The 16433-nt window shown below is 36.5% G+C and carries 18 protein-coding genes; 2 read left to right on the top strand and 16 right to left on the bottom strand.

Going from position 1 to position 16433, the window contains the following annotated elements; translation table 11 throughout:
* Positions 1 to 110: 110 nt before the first annotated feature.
* The 12 genes from COO03_RS06755 to COO03_RS06810 form a co-directional block, all read right to left on the bottom strand.
* A complete protein-coding gene (locus COO03_RS06755; protein ID WP_097896198.1) occupies positions 111 to 884 on the bottom strand; it encodes a flagellar hook-basal body complex protein in 774 nt (257 codons plus the stop codon).
* Positions 885 to 927: 43 nt separating this feature from the next.
* The gene (locus COO03_RS06760) at positions 928 to 2238 is read right to left on the bottom strand and encodes an ATP-binding cassette domain-containing protein (RefSeq protein WP_097896200.1); all 1311 of its coding nucleotides are present in this window, start codon (positions 2236 to 2238) and stop codon (positions 928 to 930) included.
* A gap of 15 nt (positions 2239 to 2253) precedes the next feature.
* Positions 2254 to 4320, bottom strand: coding sequence for a flagellar biosynthesis protein FlhA (gene flhA / locus COO03_RS06765; protein ID WP_097896202.1), 2067 nt, complete (start codon positions 4318 to 4320; stop codon positions 2254 to 2256).
* 23 nt (positions 4321 to 4343) lie between these two features.
* Positions 4344 to 5390 carry a flagellar type III secretion system protein FlhB gene (flhB, locus tag COO03_RS06770; RefSeq protein WP_097896204.1) on the bottom strand — a complete coding sequence of 349 codons (1047 nt, stop codon included), beginning with the start codon at positions 5388 to 5390 and terminating at the stop codon, positions 4344 to 4346.
* A gap of 10 nt (positions 5391 to 5400) precedes the next feature.
* Positions 5401 to 6162 carry a flagellar biosynthetic protein FliR gene (locus COO03_RS06775; protein WP_097896205.1) on the bottom strand — a complete coding sequence of 254 codons (762 nt, stop codon included), beginning with the start codon at positions 6160 to 6162 and terminating at the stop codon, positions 5401 to 5403.
* Between the two features lie 15 nt (positions 6163 to 6177).
* Positions 6178 to 6453: a flagellar biosynthetic protein FliQ gene (locus COO03_RS06780; RefSeq protein ID WP_097896206.1), complete on the bottom strand. Its 276-nt coding sequence runs from the start codon at positions 6451 to 6453 to the stop codon at positions 6178 to 6180.
* Positions 6454 to 6491: 38 nt separating this feature from the next.
* The gene (locus COO03_RS06785; RefSeq protein ID WP_097896208.1) at positions 6492 to 7250 is read right to left on the bottom strand and encodes a flagellar type III secretion system pore protein FliP; all 759 of its coding nucleotides are present in this window, start codon (positions 7248 to 7250) and stop codon (positions 6492 to 6494) included.
* Positions 7247 to 7561: a flagellar motor switch protein FliN gene (locus tag COO03_RS06790; RefSeq protein ID WP_097896209.1), complete on the bottom strand. Its 315-nt coding sequence runs from the start codon at positions 7559 to 7561 to the stop codon at positions 7247 to 7249. Before COO03_RS06790 ends, COO03_RS06785 begins: the two co-directional genes overlap by 4 nt.
* A 12-nt stretch (positions 7562 to 7573) precedes the next feature.
* The gene (locus COO03_RS06795) at positions 7574 to 7933 is read right to left on the bottom strand and encodes a flagellar motor switch protein FliN (protein WP_097896211.1); all 360 of its coding nucleotides are present in this window, start codon (positions 7931 to 7933) and stop codon (positions 7574 to 7576) included.
* Positions 7934 to 7943: 10 nt separating this feature from the next.
* Positions 7944 to 8930, bottom strand: a complete 987-nt coding sequence (fliM, locus tag COO03_RS06800) for a flagellar motor switch protein FliM (RefSeq protein WP_097896213.1) — start codon at positions 8928 to 8930, stop codon at positions 7944 to 7946.
* A 14-nt stretch (positions 8931 to 8944) separates the two neighbouring features.
* The gene (locus tag COO03_RS06805; RefSeq protein ID WP_097896215.1) at positions 8945 to 9169 is read right to left on the bottom strand and encodes a flagellar motor switch protein FliN; all 225 of its coding nucleotides are present in this window, start codon (positions 9167 to 9169) and stop codon (positions 8945 to 8947) included.
* Positions 9170 to 9233: 64 nt separating this feature from the next.
* Positions 9234 to 9941 (bottom strand): lytic transglycosylase domain-containing protein, encoded by a 708-nt coding sequence (locus COO03_RS06810; protein WP_097896217.1) that lies wholly within the window; start codon positions 9939 to 9941, stop codon positions 9234 to 9236.
* A 357-nt stretch (positions 9942 to 10298) separates the two neighbouring features.
* Between COO03_RS06810 and COO03_RS06815 the strand changes: the two genes are divergently transcribed.
* Together COO03_RS06815 and COO03_RS06820 are read left to right on the top strand one after the other, a co-directional pair.
* Positions 10299 to 11384, top strand: a complete 1086-nt coding sequence (locus tag COO03_RS06815) for a flagellin N-terminal helical domain-containing protein (RefSeq protein ID WP_097896219.1) — start codon at positions 10299 to 10301, stop codon at positions 11382 to 11384.
* Between the two features lie 328 nt (positions 11385 to 11712).
* Positions 11713 to 12522, top strand: coding sequence for a flagellin N-terminal helical domain-containing protein (locus COO03_RS06820; RefSeq protein ID WP_097896221.1), 810 nt, complete (start codon positions 11713 to 11715; stop codon positions 12520 to 12522).
* Positions 12523 to 12620: 98 nt separating this feature from the next.
* On the opposite strand, the gene COO03_RS06825 is transcribed toward COO03_RS06820, so the two are convergent.
* From COO03_RS06825 to COO03_RS06840, 4 genes are all read right to left on the bottom strand, one after another.
* Entirely contained in the window at positions 12621 to 13568 is a 948-nt protein-coding gene (locus COO03_RS06825; protein WP_097896223.1) for a DNA-binding domain-containing protein, read from the bottom strand.
* Positions 13569 to 14261: 693 nt separating this feature from the next.
* Positions 14262 to 15170 carry a chemotaxis protein gene (locus COO03_RS06830; protein WP_097896224.1) on the bottom strand — a complete coding sequence of 303 codons (909 nt, stop codon included), beginning with the start codon at positions 15168 to 15170 and terminating at the stop codon, positions 14262 to 14264.
* A gap of 273 nt (positions 15171 to 15443) precedes the next feature.
* A complete protein-coding gene (locus COO03_RS06835; protein ID WP_097896226.1) occupies positions 15444 to 15929 on the bottom strand; it encodes a LysR family transcriptional regulator in 486 nt (161 codons plus the stop codon).
* A 38-nt stretch (positions 15930 to 15967) separates the two neighbouring features.
* Positions 15968 to 16303: a DUF3964 family protein gene (locus tag COO03_RS06840; RefSeq protein ID WP_097896227.1), complete on the bottom strand. Its 336-nt coding sequence runs from the start codon at positions 16301 to 16303 to the stop codon at positions 15968 to 15970.
* Positions 16304 to 16433: the final 130 nt, after the last annotated feature.

The raw sequence follows: 16433 nt of genomic DNA on the forward strand, positions 1-16433 counted from the left end.
TAAAAAGAAAGGTTTTATGCCGGTTTTTCAATTTGTACTTATATATAATCTCTTTACTAAGAGTACAATAGAATTCCAAAAGAAAAAGGACTCCCACAGGGGAACATCCTTTATCTTAGTATTTCATTCGCTTCTTTTTCATAAATTTTATCAAATGTTGTCATGACGCGCTGCGATGCTTGGACCATTTTTTGATTGGTCATAATATCCGCCATTTCTTTCGCCATATCCACATTTGAATTTTCTAGCATATAATTTCGAACAGTTGCTGTTCCATTAGGTAAATCAGCAATGTTTCTATCTGCTAGCGTAAAGCATTTATTCTCACGCTGAACGAGGCGTGCATGCGCTTCAGCATCTACTGTTTTCGTTTGTAAACGAGCAATATTATTTTTTGTAGTTTCATCATATAGCGTACCATCCGCTCCTACAGCAATTTTTGCACCTTCTGGAATACGAATACGTTCATTATTACTTCCAAGTACGAAAGCACCAGATGTCGTTTGTAAGTAACGATCACTATTTACTGTGAAATGACCATCTCGCGTTAAAAACGTTTCCCCTTTGTTAGAAGTAACGAAAAACGATGAAGTACCTGCTGTTCCGTCATCTAAAAAGAAGTCTGTATCGCTGTTTGTAATTTGCGTATTGCCTGGCACTAAATTTACATGGGTCGCAGCTGGTACAACTGCATAATCAGCCGTACCAATTGCTGTTTTCTCTCCATTACCAAGGCGATACGTATTTTGTGTATCAAACACTTTCGAAGTCATATTCTCTGCTTTAAAGCCCGTTGTTTGCGCATTTGCTACGTTATTCGCATGTACATTTACGTGCTGCATGTAGTTCATCATACCCATAGAGCCTATATAAATACCATTCATATTAATTTGAATAAGACAACCGCCTTATTCCTCACCTCTCTTCTTATGATGTTTGTAACATTTGTTTTGCTAAATGTTCCGCTGTAGCGATATGTATATGTTGCTTCACATCTTGCCCATCTGTCATGAAGACGATAGGAGCGGATGAGACTGCTGGAATTTTCAATAACTCACCACTGCTTGCTGTTTCATCAAATTTTGTAAACACAATCCCATCGATATGAATATCTTTAAAGTTCGTAATAATTTCAATCATATCTTTACTTTTCATAGAAGCTGATAACGTTAAACAAATATAGTCTGGCTCTACTTGTTTCATCGTTTCGATCATCTCTTCAACCGTTTCTGATGTACGATAATTTTTTCCAGCTGTATCAATTAAGATATAATCTACACGGGCTTCTTCTTTAAAGTAAGTGAGCGCTCTTGTCATCGCTGCTTCACCCTGCACCGCAATGACTTCCGCTCCAATTGTCTTCACGTTATCTTGAAGCTGCTGCACCGTTCCGATGCGAGAATGATCCGTTGTAATAAAACCAACCGTTTTCTTCTGACCGTGAAGCTGCCATGCTATTTTCGCAAGTGTTGTCGTTTTTCCAACACCAGTTGGGCCGATTAATGCGATGGTCTGTACATCTTTTTCAAATACATTCTCTGTATGGAAATGCGTTCTCATATCTTCTAATATGAACTCGATTACTTCTTCTTCAGTAATCATCGTCGCGTTCTCAAACTTCACTTTCAGTTTTTCAGCATACGCACGAATAAAATACTGTTCCACATCACTTTGTTCTAACATCCGAATGACTTTTTGGATGATAAATGGTACAGATTGTTGTTCTTCTTGTTGTACTGGAACTTCTTTCTTACTTTCAGCGACTACTTGCATAGAACCAAGCTTTCTCTCTTTCAGAGGCGCTGTTCTCTCCGTCTGTTTCACAACTGTAATTCCTTGCTGAAACAGCTGTAATAATTCCTGTTTTTTCTGTGCCCATTCCTCACTATTTCCTGTTTGAATAGCCACAGGAATGGAACTCGTTGTATGTTCTAGGTTATGTAGCACCGATTGAATGTGATTCGCTCTGACGATTTCTTCTGAAGGTTCATTGACCATACCCATCAATTGTGCATGAAATTCTGGCGTTTCCATACTCTCTTCGCTTTTCTTATCTTCTGGAAAGGCAACTAACATTTCATATTTCTTTTTCCAAAAGAACGGGATGTTTCGCTTCACGCTTTCACCGACAACGTAGTAATAATCCGTACCATACTGCTCAAACAATTTACGATACAATTCGTTTTTCGAAGCAGCTTTAATTCGTTTTAACGCTTCCTTCTTTTCTGTGCTTTCCACAATCTCACCTCCCTACTATTCGATATAAGCAATTTGGTCCACAACAATTTCTGGTGCAAGTTCGCTAATACATAACACTTTTGCCTCTATTTGATAACGATCAAGAAGCCTTACAATTCCGAATCTGAAATCTTTTCTGCGTGTTAATAAAACTGGATCTCTTCCCATTAAGCGCGCTTGTTTGAAAATATGCTGCACTTGCTCTATAACACGTGTTTCTAATTCTAAATCCCAGTTCAATAAATAACCTTGGTACGAGTTATTGACAACATCCGCATCCAGTTCAAGAGAATCAGCGAAAAGTGCCGCGTAAATTTTCCCGTCAGGATTTTTCGCATGCTCACAAATGACTTTGGAAATACATTCGCGAACAAATGCAGTCACACCATCGACATGACTTTGATAAATTTCTTTCCCATCGATAATTCCTTCAATAATTGTTGGTAAGTCCCTAATTGAAATTCCTTCTTTTAGAAGCTGTTTCACAACATTTTGAACAAGTGATAGATCGATTTCTTTCTTCTTAATCTCTTCCAATAAAACGCCGTGATCATTTTCAAGCGATTGAATTAAATCTTTCACATGTTGACGCTGGATAAGCTCATGAAGATTACGACGAATAATTACATCTAAATGCGTAATTAATATACTAAGCGGTTCTAATACTTGATAGCCTTTCATCTGCGCATCTTGAACCATATGCTCTAAAATCCAGTATCCTTCTTCACCGAAAATTGGATCTTTTGCTGGTTCTGCATCTAAATCAGCCATCACATTTGGCGTTTTCAGCGCTAATAAATAGCCTGATTTTAAAACACCTTCTGCGGCTTTTGCCCCTTTAATCCGGATCATATAGCGCCCACGTGGCCTAAAGCTCGTATTATCTTTAAAGTTAATTCCTGGAACGTTAATACCAAGATCGGTAATAATGGATTTCCTCATAAGAACCACTTTGTCGCGGGCCGTTTCACCGTTAATCTTTTGTTTCACAAGCGCCGCTAAGTCTAACCCTAGCTCCACGATAATTGGATATTTATCTGTAAATACCCCAAACGAATCTTCTACTTGTTGCAGTTGATCTTCATCGTTTTGAATCATTTCTATTTCTTTCTGCAACTCAGCATCTTTCTCCCTTTGTATCCGTTTTTTATTGCGGAAACCTAAGAACATAATCGTACCGCCAACAAGTGCAAATGGTAAGAATGGTAGTGGCGTAAAGACACCCATTGCGATAAATAAACCGCCAAGCGCGTAAACAACGACTTCATGCGCCATTAACTCTTTAAAGATACCTTCAGTCACTGTATCAGGTGAACCATCAAATACACGCGTTACGATAATACCTGTTGAAATTGCCAGCAGTAACGAACCAATTTGGTTGACGATTCCATCACCGACAGTTAGCTGCGTATAATGAAGAGCAGCCTCTGAAAAGCTCATACCTTGCTGCATCATCCCGACAATTAAGCCGAAAATAATGTTAACGAATAAAATGACAATCCCGAAAATAACGTCCCCTTTAATGAACTTTCCGGCACCATCCATCGCTCCGTAAAACTCTGTTTCCATATTTAATTTTTTTCGTTTGACCTGTGCATCTTTGTCTGTAATAATACGCTGGTTTAAATCAGCATCGATGGACATTTGTTTCCCTGGTAAGGAATCAAGTGTAAAACGTGCCGCAACCTCGGCAGTACGAGATGCACCGTTCGCTACGATAAACTGGAAAATAATTAGCACAGTAAAAATAACGATACCAATTAATAAATTCCCGCCAATTACGAACTGACCAAACTCTTCAATAACATGACCAGCATTCCCGTTTGTTAAAATCGCCCGCGTTGTCGAAACGTTAATCGATACGCGGAAAATCCCGATTAATAACAGCATAGTCGGAAATGCCTTTAGTTCGTCCCACTCTTTAATACTTGTTGCTCGCATATAAATAAGCACTGACATGCTTAATAAAAAGACGATGATAATATCAAGTATAAATGGCGGAAGTGGAATTAAGAGCGCCACAACGAATGACGCTGCTAAAAAGATAGAAAAATAGGTTCTTGCAGAATCTATCTTAAACAAAGAGATCTCCTCCAAACGCGCTTTTATACTTCAATTTGTTTCGTTTGAATTAAATAGCGCATAACTTCAATGACAGCTACATATAAATCTTCTGGAATCGTCTCCTCTTCCTCAACTTGGTAATATAAAGACCGAGCAAGCGGACGATTTTCCACCATTGGTATTTCTTGTTCACGGGCAAGTGTACGCATATATAATGCAAGCTCATCTTCCCCTTTTGCCACCACAATCGGCGCAGCGTCAACGTGTTTATTGTAACGAAGCGCAACCGAAATGTGCGTTGGGTTATTGACAATAAACGTGGCGCCATCCATTTTCTTTGCAATTGTCCCTTGCAAAATGGCATGCATAAAGTTTTTTCGTTTCCCCTTTACTTGCGGGTCCCCTTCATTATCTTTATGCTCTTGTTTTACTTCTTCTTTTTTCATTTTGATATCTTGCTCGTATTCCCATTTTTGATAAATGAAATCAATAATAGAAAGTACAATTAAAATAATTAAAATCGATAAAAAGATAAATTTAATTTCTCTTATAATTTCTGTCAGCGATGCTGTCCAGTTAAATCCAATCATGCTGACGATTTTCTCTAAATTCCTTTTAAAGAGAACATACGCAACATAGCCGATTAAGCCCATATAAAACAGTGACTTTAAAATATCCACTAAACTTTTTCGGCTAAACAATCTCGTAAAATAGTTTTTCGGATTAATACGCGATGCCTTTGGTTTAATCACTTTAGAAGAAAATAAGAAACCGACTTGAATCATATAATTGAACAAATGAAATATATAGACGAGTATTAAAACGGGAGCTGATATTTTTAAAAGCAGCATCCCCATTAAATAAAAATACTCCGTCACATCCGTATTCTTTCCAATTTGATCGAACAGTGCCGCGACAGAATTCGCAATTTCATATCCGAGCCAATCTCCGAAAAAATAAACAACCACTGCTAGTACAAGAATCGAAAATAAATTATTTAAATCTTTACTCCGGGCGATATTCCCTTCTTCACGTGATTTCCTACGCTTCTGCGGGGTGGCCTTTTCTGTTTTATTATCCTTTGCCATACGCGCCCCCCTATTTCGTTAAGAAAAAGTTAAATAGTTTTGTATATTCCTCAAGTAACACATCCGTCATATTTTTAAACACATAGCCAAGCATCGGCACACTCATCGCAATAAACAAAATACCGCATGTAATTTTAATTACGAAAGCATTCATAAACACGTTTAATTGCGGAGCATTTTTTGCGATCAAAATGAGGACAAAGTTAATGATGAATAAGCTCCCCATAAGCGGAAGTGCAATTTCAACCGCTGACGTAATCGCAAATAATAACGTCGCTAATAAACTATCTAAGAAGTTTGTTGTCAATAATTTTGAAATCGCCTCTGTATATTGAAACGACTTTAAAATCGTGGCAACAAAATAATCAATGCCGCCAAGTGAAATAAAAATAACAAGGAAAAAAATATCAAAAATCGTTGCTAATAAAGTCGATTGGGAACCTGCGTTTACATCAAATAAACTGGCCTGTGACAAACCGATATCAAAGTCTAAAATATGGCCTGCCATTTTCGGAATGTTCCACAGCATTTCCACGATTTTTGAAAGTGCTAATCCAATCACAATTTGCGTTCCAGCGAAAGCTACTACATCCCACACCGTTTGAATATGAGACACATCCACTTTGTCAGCGATTGTAATGGAAAGCCCTAATCCAAATGTCACCTTGGCCATCGCTGGAATCGATCGTCCTGAAAAAAACGGTAAAAAATATAAAAATGAAGTGATGCGGCAAAACGCAAAAAACGTTGCCGCCCATAATTCCATATTCATTTCATTCACCTATCTTTAGTACGAGCGCAATAGCGATGGAATTTTGTCAAACAAATCTAAAATAAGTGTCGTTAATTCTTGGAACATCCACGGACCTAAAATAATAATAACAAGCACAATACTTGCCATCTTCGGTAAAAATGTCAGCGTTTGTTCCTGAATTTGCATCATCGCCATAATCACGGCGATGATAATTACAACAACCAAACTCACGCCGGCAACCGGCATTAAAATCATAGCCCCTTTATAAAAAAAGGATTGGAAAATATCTATAATTGGTGATGTATTCATTTGTATGACTCCTATCACATAACATCAGATAAAGTACTTCAGGCGACCGTTTTAAACATAATATCAACGATTTTTGTATATCCACCTAAATATACAAAAACAAGTATTTTAAACGGTAAACTTAAAATCATAGGCGGTACCATCATCATCCCAAGGTACATTAAAAGGGTACTAATGATTAAATCGATAAATACAAACGATAAATAGATGAACATCCCTGTCAGCAAACCTTTTTGAATTTGGGTTAATGTAAAGGATGGCACAAGTGTAAATAACGAAATGTCTTTCGTGTTTTTCGGTACCTCTTCCCCACGCACTTTCAGCATCATTTTTAAATCATGCTTATACGTATGCTTTGCCATATACTCTTTCATAATGGGCGCAGTCTTCTCTGCTGCCTGGCTTACCGTTATTTTCTCTTTCGTCATTGGATCCCACACATCACCCTTTAATTGTCCAAGTACGGGCTGCATCGTAAATAACGATAAGAACAGCGCTAGACCGACAAGCACTTGGTTTGGCGGTAAGTTCATTACCCCAAGTCCTTGACGGGTAATCCCAAGAACAATCATAAAATAAGTAAAATGCGTGAATAAGAGAACAATAGAAGAAGATAACGATAGAAGTGTCACAAGCGCAAATAACTGTACACTTGAATTACTCGTAAACTCTTTCCCATTTTCGAAATTAATAAAACCGTTTGATGCCGCATACGCTGGATTTACAAAAATAATTGAAAAAATAATTGAAAATACAAAAATAACCGCAACTAACGATATATGTTTCTTTATTCTCATGATGGATCCTCTACTTTTTTCGTTTCATTCTTTACCGCGTCTTCTAGCGCTTGTTGAAACTGATTTCCTGTTAATTGTACAGATTGCACACCGTTATTACTCACAACAGTGAACACTTGTTTTCCGTCTACTTCAAATAAAAAGGCGCTCGTTTGATGGTTTAAATACACGCCATCTTTCACTTGAATATGACCGTTCTCACCTTGCTTGAAGAACTGTTGTTTGCGCGTCTTCTTCGTCATATAATACGCACCATAGCCGAGTACGCCAAACAGTAAGATGACTTGAAATAAGGTCGTCATATACGACATATGACTCCTCCTCTACTCTTTTTCCAGTACTTGCTGCTGTGCCATCATAAGCGCAGCCCTTTTCTTATCGGCCTCGATTTCAGAAATAATAATACCGAACTTCTCGTCCATGACAATCGCTTCGCCTATACCAACTTTCATATTACTTAAATATACATCCACTTTATGCCCAAGATTTTTCTCAACCTCAAGAACATCACCGACTTTTAAACTCTTAACATCCCCAAGCTGAATCGACGTTTTTCCAAGCTTCACGCCAAGTTCAAGCGAAATATCCGAAACGGTTTCAATATGTGCTTTTGCCGCTTCCTTTCGCTGCGCTGCATATTCTTCTAAACTCATTAACGATACAGGTGATACTTCATGCTTCATATAGATCCTCCTATTCTATAAAATTTTTAAATAAGAGCGCCTTACGCGTCCTGTCTTTTCCAATAAAACAATTAAACTTATGTTTTCCATCTACATAACCACGGAGCTGATCGGTTACTTTCGTATGAAGCGGAATAATATCGCCTTCTTCAATTTGCTTAAGCTCACCAATTTTCATCTTCTGCTCACTAACAGCTACATGAACAGGCTTATACACTTGATTAACTTTCACTTCTACTTCAGAAGTGTATTTCTTCCGCTTATCAGAAGAATGTTCGACAATATTTTCAGATGTTAACTTGTCCATAATATCTTCAACAGATAAAAACGGAATTCCAATACGAACTGTCGTATTCCAATACTCTGTTTTCATATTGACGTTTAATAGCGAAATAATATCGCTCGCTGTCGTAATCTTTAATGCATTCGGGTCTGTCTCTGTCGTCACAAACTTCGGTTCAATCGCAACAACACTTTCAAATGCTTGTTCTAAATTATTACAAAGAATAGAGAAAATATTATCAAGTGTTATAAACTCAAACGCTGTCAGCGGTCTACGCAGTGCAAAGCTTCGCTTACTATCTCCTCCGAGCCAGCATTCATGAATATAGATAATAAATGCTAGGTCCATTTCAACAACAATTTCTCCAAGCTCTGGTAACCCAAGATCAATGACGCAATATAAATAATAATCTTTCGGCATCTTCTCCACATACTCACTTGTAAATGGAACTTGCTCAACCGTTGACGGTTCTAACTCAATTGGAATACGCATGCGCGCTGCCAGTGCCTGCGACGTTTCCTTTCCAAAACTCGCTGCAACTGCCTGCAAGCTACGTAAATGCTCTACACCGAACTTTTCCGGTCTATTAAAATCATACTCTTGTAATTTCTCTTTTTTGTCTGCTTCTTGTGCGAAAGCGGGCATCTCTGAACCATCATTCATCGCCTTCAGCAGCGCATCGATTTGCTCTTGGCTTAATTTATCGCCACTCATGAAAATCCCCTTCCCTATCCTTTCAATTCAACAATTTCAACGTACATTTTTCCGTTTTTCGTCAAAATGATTCCGGTTCCAATCTCTTCATTTTCCAACATAAGACGCACCGTATTTTTTGTCGAATTTTCAAGACGATACAATGTTCCTTTCGTAATATGAAGCAGATCCTCAATTTTTTTTCTTGTTTTTCCAATTTCAAAATAAATTGTTAATGGAATCTCATCTTGTAATTTCAAATCTAGCCAACTCCCATGTCGTGTTCACTAAAATTTCATTTTTTCTTATATGTATAATGAAATTTTAGTTTGAAACGTCGATATTTAATATTTTTTTAATATATCCTTGCGTTTCTTTAAACGGTGGTACACCTCCATACTTTCTCACATTGCCAGGTCCCGCATTATATGATGCAAGTGCCAAGACAAGATCTCCGTTATTCTGTTTCAAATAACCACTGAGCTCTTTCACCCCGGCTTCAATACTTTCCTCTGGTGAAAATGGATTTTTCACACCAAGTTCTTTCACATTTTCTGGCATAAGTTGCATTAATCCCATTGCCCCAGCAGAAGACACCGTTTTTGGATTAAAGTCAGACTCTACTTCAATCATTTTTTGAATTAATGCTTTCGGAACTCCATATGTACGACTTACGCGATCAATAATATCCATATACTTCCCTTCATTTTCAGAACGTATATTTTGAATATTATACTTCTTCGTTAATCCCCACGTGTCTGCGCTCTTATTATTCGTTTCTGGGAAACGCCTTGCAAACTCTTTTTGCGCCACTTGAACTTGTTCTACTTCTTTTGTTTCAGATGGCGCAGCCGGCTTACTGACTTCTTCTACTTTCATAGGTTGTACTGTAGCTCCCGTCTCTTTCACCGGCGTACTTTGCAACGTTTCTTGAAAACGACTGCTCACAAAAGCCCGTGGACTACTTAACTTTTGCTGAATCTGTCCTTTCTTATATGAAAGAACTTCTTTTACTACATTCTCAATCATCATAATATCACCTTTTCGGTAAACAAAGATAATCTAATATTAGAGTTTTTTAAAAAAGTTTGCAATAAGCCTTTTAAAGAAATTTGTAATAAAGAAATAAATATATTAAAGAAATTTGTAATAAAAAAATAAACATATTAAGGAAGTTTGTAATAAAAAAATAAATATATTAAGGAAGTTTGTAATAAAAAAATAGATACATTGTTAAAATTATATTTTTCTATATTTATTAATTCAAATTTTAAGTTGACAGTTGCCGAAATAAATATTACAATAAATCTCGAATCGAAATTGATTTTTTTGTATATTACCCTTTAGGGATTTACAGAAAAATAAATAAAAAAATTGGGGGTTCTTATAATGAGAATTAACACAAACATCAACAGCATGCGCACACAAGAGTATATGCGCCAAACACAAGCAAAAATGAGTACTGCAATGGACCGTTTATCAAGCGGTAAACGTATCAACAACGCTTCTGACGATGCAGCAGGTCTTGCAATCGCAACTCGTATGCGTGCTCGTGAAAGTGGCTTAGGAGTAGCTACTAACAACACACAAGATGGTATTTCATTAATCCGTACAGCTGACTCAGCAATGAACTCAGTATCTAACATCTTACTTCGTATGCGTGACCTTGCAAACCAATCTGCAAATGGTACAAATACAAGTGATAACCAAGCAGCTCTACACAAAGAATTCAGCGCATTAAAAGAGCAAATCGATTACATTTCTAAAAACACAGAATTCAACGATAAAAAATTATTAGATGGTTCAAACTCAACTATCGCAATTCAAACATTAGATAACGCTGATGTAACTAAGAAAATTGATATTCAATTAGCTAACGTGTCTACTCAAACATTAAATATTGATAAACTAGACATTGGTGGCGTAACACAAAAAACAATTGATGCTGTTGCAGATACATTTACTAAGCTTTCAAATACAGCTACTACTGACGTGAATGCTTTAAAAGCTGAAGTTAGCGCTGCTATGAAAGATTTCGATAAAGTAAAATCAGGTATGGCTCCAGCAGATGCTAAAGCAGTAACTGATAAATTTGATGCATTCAATGCTGCAGTTACAGCTGGTACTGGTACAGATGCTGCTGCTAAAGCTCTAGGTGCTGCATTCGATAAAACTAAAGTAACTGTTACTGCTGCAGAACCTAATGCTGCAATCGCTTCAATCGATTCTGCACTAGAAACAATCGCTTCTAACCGTGCAACTTTAGGTGCTACATTAAACCGTCTTGACTTTAACGTAAACAACCTTAAGAGCCAACAAACAAGCATGGCTTCAGCTGCTTCTCAAATCGAAGACGCTGACATGGCGAAAGAAATGTCTGAAATGACTAAGTTCAAAATCTTGAACGAAGCTGGTATCAGCATGCTTTCTCAAGCTAACCAAACTCCACAAATGGTAAGTAAATTATTACAATAATCCATTTTGTGAGTATGTAAATAAACCTCTCTGCAAGCAGAGAGGTTTATTTTTCTATATCAATACAAATGAAAAAGACATAAAACCTTTCTTTTTTAGATAGGAGAGCGCATCTATATATACATCACTAAAAAAACCGACATAAAACCTCCTCTTTTTAAGTTGGAGAGAGCATCTAGCCATGCATAGAAGCGATCAAACCCTCTTCCTGCCCCATGCCACGTGAAAACGAAGGGAAAAAACGCGAGCATGTTAGCTTTTGTTTTCATACTAGCGACTTATATGTTGAAAAATCAAAATATATATGAACCTATAAGGAGTGTCTACTATGCGAATTAGAACGAACATTTTGAGCATGCACGCAAGGCAGTCGTTATACGAAAATGAAAACCGAATGAATCTAGCAATGGAACATTTAGCAACCGGTAAGAAGTTAAATACTGCTTCTGATAACCCGGCTAATATTGCCATTGTAACTCGTATGCATGCAAGAGCAAGTGGTATGCGCGTTGCGATAAGAAATAATGAAGATGCCATTTCCATGCTGCGAACAGCGGAGGCCGCTTTGCAAGCAGTTACAAACATTTTGCAGCGAATGCGTGATTTAGCAGTTCAATCTGCAAACGGAACGAACTCAGATAACAACCGTAATTCGCTCGATAAAGAATTTCAACAATTAACAAAACAAGTTGGCTATATTAATGAAACGACAGAGTTTAATGACTTACCCGTATTTGATGGACAAAGCCGTAACATTACACTAGATGACCTCGGTCATACGTTAGATATATCGCATCAAGAAACAAACATCCCCCTCTCCCCTACAAAGAATGACATCAAGATTTCAACAGAACAAGAAGCAAAAGCGACTATTGACAAAATTGACGATGCTCTGCAACATGTATCACTTCACCGTGCAGACCTTGGCGCAATGATGAATCGTCTGCAATTTAATATTGAAAATTTAAATAGCCAAAGTACAGCGCTAACAGATGCCGCATCAAGAATAGAAGATGCCGATATGGCGCAAGAAATGAGCGATTTTATTAAATATAAACTATTAACAGAGGTTGCCTTAAGTATGGTTTCACAAGCAAATCAAGTTCCACAAATGATATCAAAGTTACTCCAATCGTAAAAAGTAGGGAATCTATTATCCTACTTGGCAATGTTTTATATAAAATAAAAGGGAAATACATNNATGTATTTCCCTTTTATTTTGTACCCCATTCTTCTTTAACGTGTCATCGCCATCACTTGCCCACTGCGATCAACCATGATTTTCATTGCCCCATCTTGTGCGTTATATAATCCTAGCTTATGCAAATCTTGTTTACATTCCCTGACGAAATACGGTAATGTACGAATTTGGTCAATGTCAGAACTCGTAATGAAATGAATCAGATGATGTGTCATTTCTTTAACATCCGTAACAAGCTCTTGTTTTTCACGCTGCAACCGTTCATTTTCGGCACGTAGCTTCTGCAATTCACCTTCTAGCGTATTTGTGTCATGTTCTTCTTTCATACGCTCTGCGGCCATGCTAGAAAGCTTATAAATCCCATCCATAAATTGGTGCAGTTCACGTTCTTTTTTTTCACTATGTTCGCTAATTGTTTCAAAGTTATCAACAATACCTGATAGGACTGTAACAAGATTCTTTTCTACTTCTACATTAGGAATTGTTTTGCTTATTTGTTGACTTTGTTCTTGTTTCGGCCCTACTATCATTTCTTTTTCAGATACATATTTTCGCTTACGTCCTGGTTTTTGTTTCTTTATATTATCAAATGGAATTTCTTCATTTTTTAATTTATAATACGTATTTTGTAATTGACTTTCTGTTTTCGGAAACAGGTTTAGTTCTTTCTTACTCACATACTTTGAAATGTTAGCAATGTTTAAACCGTGACGCTGACAAAATTGGTAGACAGTATATAGCAGTTCTAATTCAGATTTTAACCATGTAATATTTGATTTCTCACATGCAAATATGCCACCATTTTTTTCAATATCAATTTGAAATAATACCATTTTATTATATAGATCGACTAACTCTTCATACCCGATTCGGAATTGCTTCTCTATTTTTTTAAATTCCGCTTCTAATTGTATATCATTTTTTTTATTATTTGACATGTTTTGTAAAAGATTTAATACATTAATTGCTTTGTGGTGATACATAATCTGTGTCACGCCTCCTCATCCTTTCACAATTCTCATACTACTCCCATGTCTCTTTTTTTTAATGGAAAAATTTCCATATCCATATTATAGCAGTTCAGAATTGTCTGTCAAACAATCAGCATACAATAATTAACATACAAAAATGTATAAAAAGTATCGAAATATAGTAAAATGGTATTTCATTTTTGATATCCTGAATAATCTAGTGTGATAGGGTATCTCTAAGTATGCATGAAGACATTGCATAATTAAATTATATAGTACTCCTAGAACTGTTTCACCGAAAAATCTTTACAGTTTTGCGAAATAATACATACTTTTACTACTATATACATCCATTTTAATTTTTCGACATCTAAATCCACGCTACGCAGAACAAAAAGTAACCTACACTCGTTTACTCTTTCTGTTTTCACTTCGCATGTGGCAGAAAAAGGACCTGACCGCTTCTATGCATGGCCAGATGCTCTCTCCCACCCAAAAAGAGGGGTTTTATGTCGATTTTTTAGTTGATGTATATATAGAATCCACTATTTTTCTATTTTAAACCTTTTTTCTCCTAAATTCAAAAATAAAGATTGAATCCTCCTATTACAGGCAGTAAAACCCTCACCTCAATATTCAAAGAATATTGAGGTGAGGGTTAACCATAAGAACGGCATACAGCCCCTCTCTTATAGAAGTTTCATTTTATAAGACAAGCTTATCAACAAGACCAATTAATTCTTGAATATCCGGCTTACTTACTTGGGCATTTGCTCCAACGGATTCACCTTTATGATACAGTTCATTTGTAATTAAAGAAGAGAAAATAATGACTGGTAGTTTGGTAATTATTTCATGATCTTTAATTACCTTTGTTAAATGGTGACCATCCATTTTCGGCATTTCAATATCTGTAATCAATAGGTGAATATGCTCGAACATTTTTTCACCTTGTTCTTTTGCTAGTTTTTCAATTTGCGCTAGCGCTTCCGCACCGTTGCTGAAGAAGTTCATTTTCGCATAACCAGCTGTTGACAATGTTTCTTCTAATACTTGACGAAGCATTGCTGAATCTTCAGCGATATAAATTACTTTTTCTGCACGATCTGTTTTTTGTTCTAGTCCTGGAAGTTTTTGTGTTTCATAACCAGTGTTACTAATTTCGCAAACGATTTTTTCATAATCTAATAGTAAAATGATTTTGCCGTCTAATTTTACAATACCAGATGTTGTTTCTTCTAATCCCATCGATAGTGAAGCGGGTTCATCAATTTGCTCCCAAGAAATACGCTGAATGCGATGTACTTCATCTACCCGGAAAATGACTTTCATTTGATTTAATTCTGAAATGATAAATTTCGTTTGATCAAGCGGCTTTGCTGATTTTAAATTAAGCGCTGTTGCAAGGTTAATAACTGGTAAAATTTCACCTCGAACTTGGACAACACCTTCCACTGCGTGATGGGATTCCGGCACAGTTGTAACAGGGAATGGATTAATAATTTCGCGCACTTTCATTACGTTAATGCTAAATAAATTTTCACCAACAGTATATGTGACGATCTCTAGTTCATTTGTTCCACTTTCTAATAAAATGCTTTGCGCTTGTGACATATAGGTGTCGCTCCCCTTCCTATAATTCCGTATATATATTTATCAAGCTTTATTAGGTATATAAGTCATCTATCTGAATTGAATAAATCCCTGCTATGCAGAATAAAAAGTAACCTATACTCGCTTGCTCTTTCTGTTTTCACTTCGCATGTGGCAGAAAAAGGCCCTGACCGCTTCTATGCATGTCCGGATACTCTCTCCCATCTAAAAAGAAAGGTTTTATGTCGATTTTTCAATTTGTACTTATATAGATGACTTATTTATATAAAAAAACTATTCTTGTATAAACGAAGCGAGTGCCTCTAATAATACTTCTTGTGCCTCAGCAATCTCTGCTGGCATTGCTTCCCATTTTTTTGCAAGCTCTGTTTCCACCTTGATTCGCAGGCTAGAATCCATATGTGCTAGCACATATTCTTTCGTTGCTACATCTACATCAAGAAGAGAAAGTGCATACAGTTCCGAATCATTTACTTTTTGGAACAGCTGCTGCAATATAGCAGGTGCGACATGCTTTAATTTTTCAACATGAATTTCTTTATCTGAGAATAATAGCTCATATTGAATGAAAGTTATATTTTCCTTTATCACTTTAAAATAACAGTTATTCTTTTTGTCATTTACAAAGTACCCATTCGGATCAACAATAATATTCTCTACTTTTCGAATTAAATCAGGTAAGCTATTTGCTGACATAATGGTACGTTGTTCTATCTCACTGGGGGAAATGAATGTAACTCGATATTTATTTTGTACCATATTATGTTTTGCTCCCTTCCGTTTCATTTTTTATCATTTTAAGAAGCAGCTAGTAATTCAATATTGTTAAACCAAAATGCTAGCTGTTTCTCTGTAATACTTGACAAATTAATAAAAAACTCTCGGCATTTCATTACATCAGCAAACGCTTGATACTTCCAATTATCCCCACTATAAATGCCGACAAAATAAAATTCATGGATTCTACCAATAACAACTTGCCTTTCCCCAAATGTATACGGAGGAACTTTCTTTATCTCAAATTGATCTGGCAAATATCGGTGTTCTTCTTGTTCTATTTTAATAATTTGTCTTGCTAATTCAGGCTTATCCTGAAAAAAAGGCAACTGTAAAATCCGTTCTTGTCTTGTCATACCGAGACCCTTTCTATATATCAAATAAAGTGAAACTTTAATGAGTGGGGGTTTTCTTCATCCCCCACTCATTATTAGCCCTCACCAATCGGGCTTTTACGGGCAGTTTATCTCCCACCTATCTTCTTTG

Origin of the sequence: Bacillus sp. AFS098217, assembly GCF_002551815.1 — a bacterium.
GTDB lineage: Bacteria > Bacillota > Bacilli > Bacillales > Bacillaceae_G > Bacillus_A.

What these genes read in the sequence shown, in the direction of transcription:
- COO03_RS06755 (WP_097896198.1), bottom strand. Translation starts at nt 884, where the DNA reads ATGAATGGTATTTATATAGGCTCTATGGGTATGATGAACTACATGCAG.
- flhB (WP_097896204.1), bottom strand. Translation starts at nt 5,390, where the DNA reads ATGGCAAAGGATAATAAAACAGAAAAGGCCACCCCGCAGAAGCGTAGG.
- COO03_RS06775 (WP_097896205.1), bottom strand. Translation starts at nt 6,162, where the DNA reads ATGAATATGGAATTATGGGCGGCAACGTTTTTTGCGTTTTGCCGCATC.
- COO03_RS06780 (WP_097896206.1), bottom strand. Translation starts at nt 6,453, where the DNA reads ATGAATACATCACCAATTATAGATATTTTCCAATCCTTTTTTTATAAA.
- COO03_RS06785 (WP_097896208.1), bottom strand. Translation starts at nt 7,250, where the DNA reads ATGAGAATAAAGAAACATATATCGTTAGTTGCGGTTATTTTTGTATTT.
- COO03_RS06790 (WP_097896209.1), bottom strand. Translation starts at nt 7,561, where the DNA reads ATGTCGTATATGACGACCTTATTTCAAGTCATCTTACTGTTTGGCGTA.
- COO03_RS06795 (WP_097896211.1), bottom strand. Translation starts at nt 7,933, where the DNA reads ATGAAGCATGAAGTATCACCTGTATCGTTAATGAGTTTAGAAGAATAT.
- fliM (WP_097896213.1), bottom strand. Translation starts at nt 8,930, where the DNA reads ATGAGTGGCGATAAATTAAGCCAAGAGCAAATCGATGCGCTGCTGAAG.
- COO03_RS06810 (WP_097896217.1), bottom strand. Translation starts at nt 9,941, where the DNA reads ATGATGATTGAGAATGTAGTAAAAGAAGTTCTTTCATATAAGAAAGGA.
- COO03_RS06815 (WP_097896219.1), top strand. Translation starts at nt 10,299, where the DNA reads ATGAGAATTAACACAAACATCAACAGCATGCGCACACAAGAGTATATG.
- COO03_RS06820 (WP_097896221.1), top strand. Translation starts at nt 11,713, where the DNA reads ATGCGAATTAGAACGAACATTTTGAGCATGCACGCAAGGCAGTCGTTA.
- COO03_RS06825 (WP_097896223.1), bottom strand. Translation starts at nt 13,568, where the DNA reads ATGTATCACCACAAAGCAATTAATGTATTAAATCTTTTACAAAACATG.
- COO03_RS06830 (WP_097896224.1), bottom strand. Translation starts at nt 15,170, where the DNA reads ATGTCACAAGCGCAAAGCATTTTATTAGAAAGTGGAACAAATGAACTA.
- COO03_RS06835 (WP_097896226.1), bottom strand. Translation starts at nt 15,929, where the DNA reads ATGGTACAAAATAAATATCGAGTTACATTCATTTCCCCCAGTGAGATA.
- COO03_RS06840 (WP_097896227.1), bottom strand. Translation starts at nt 16,303, where the DNA reads ATGACAAGACAAGAACGGATTTTACAGTTGCCTTTTTTTCAGGATAAG.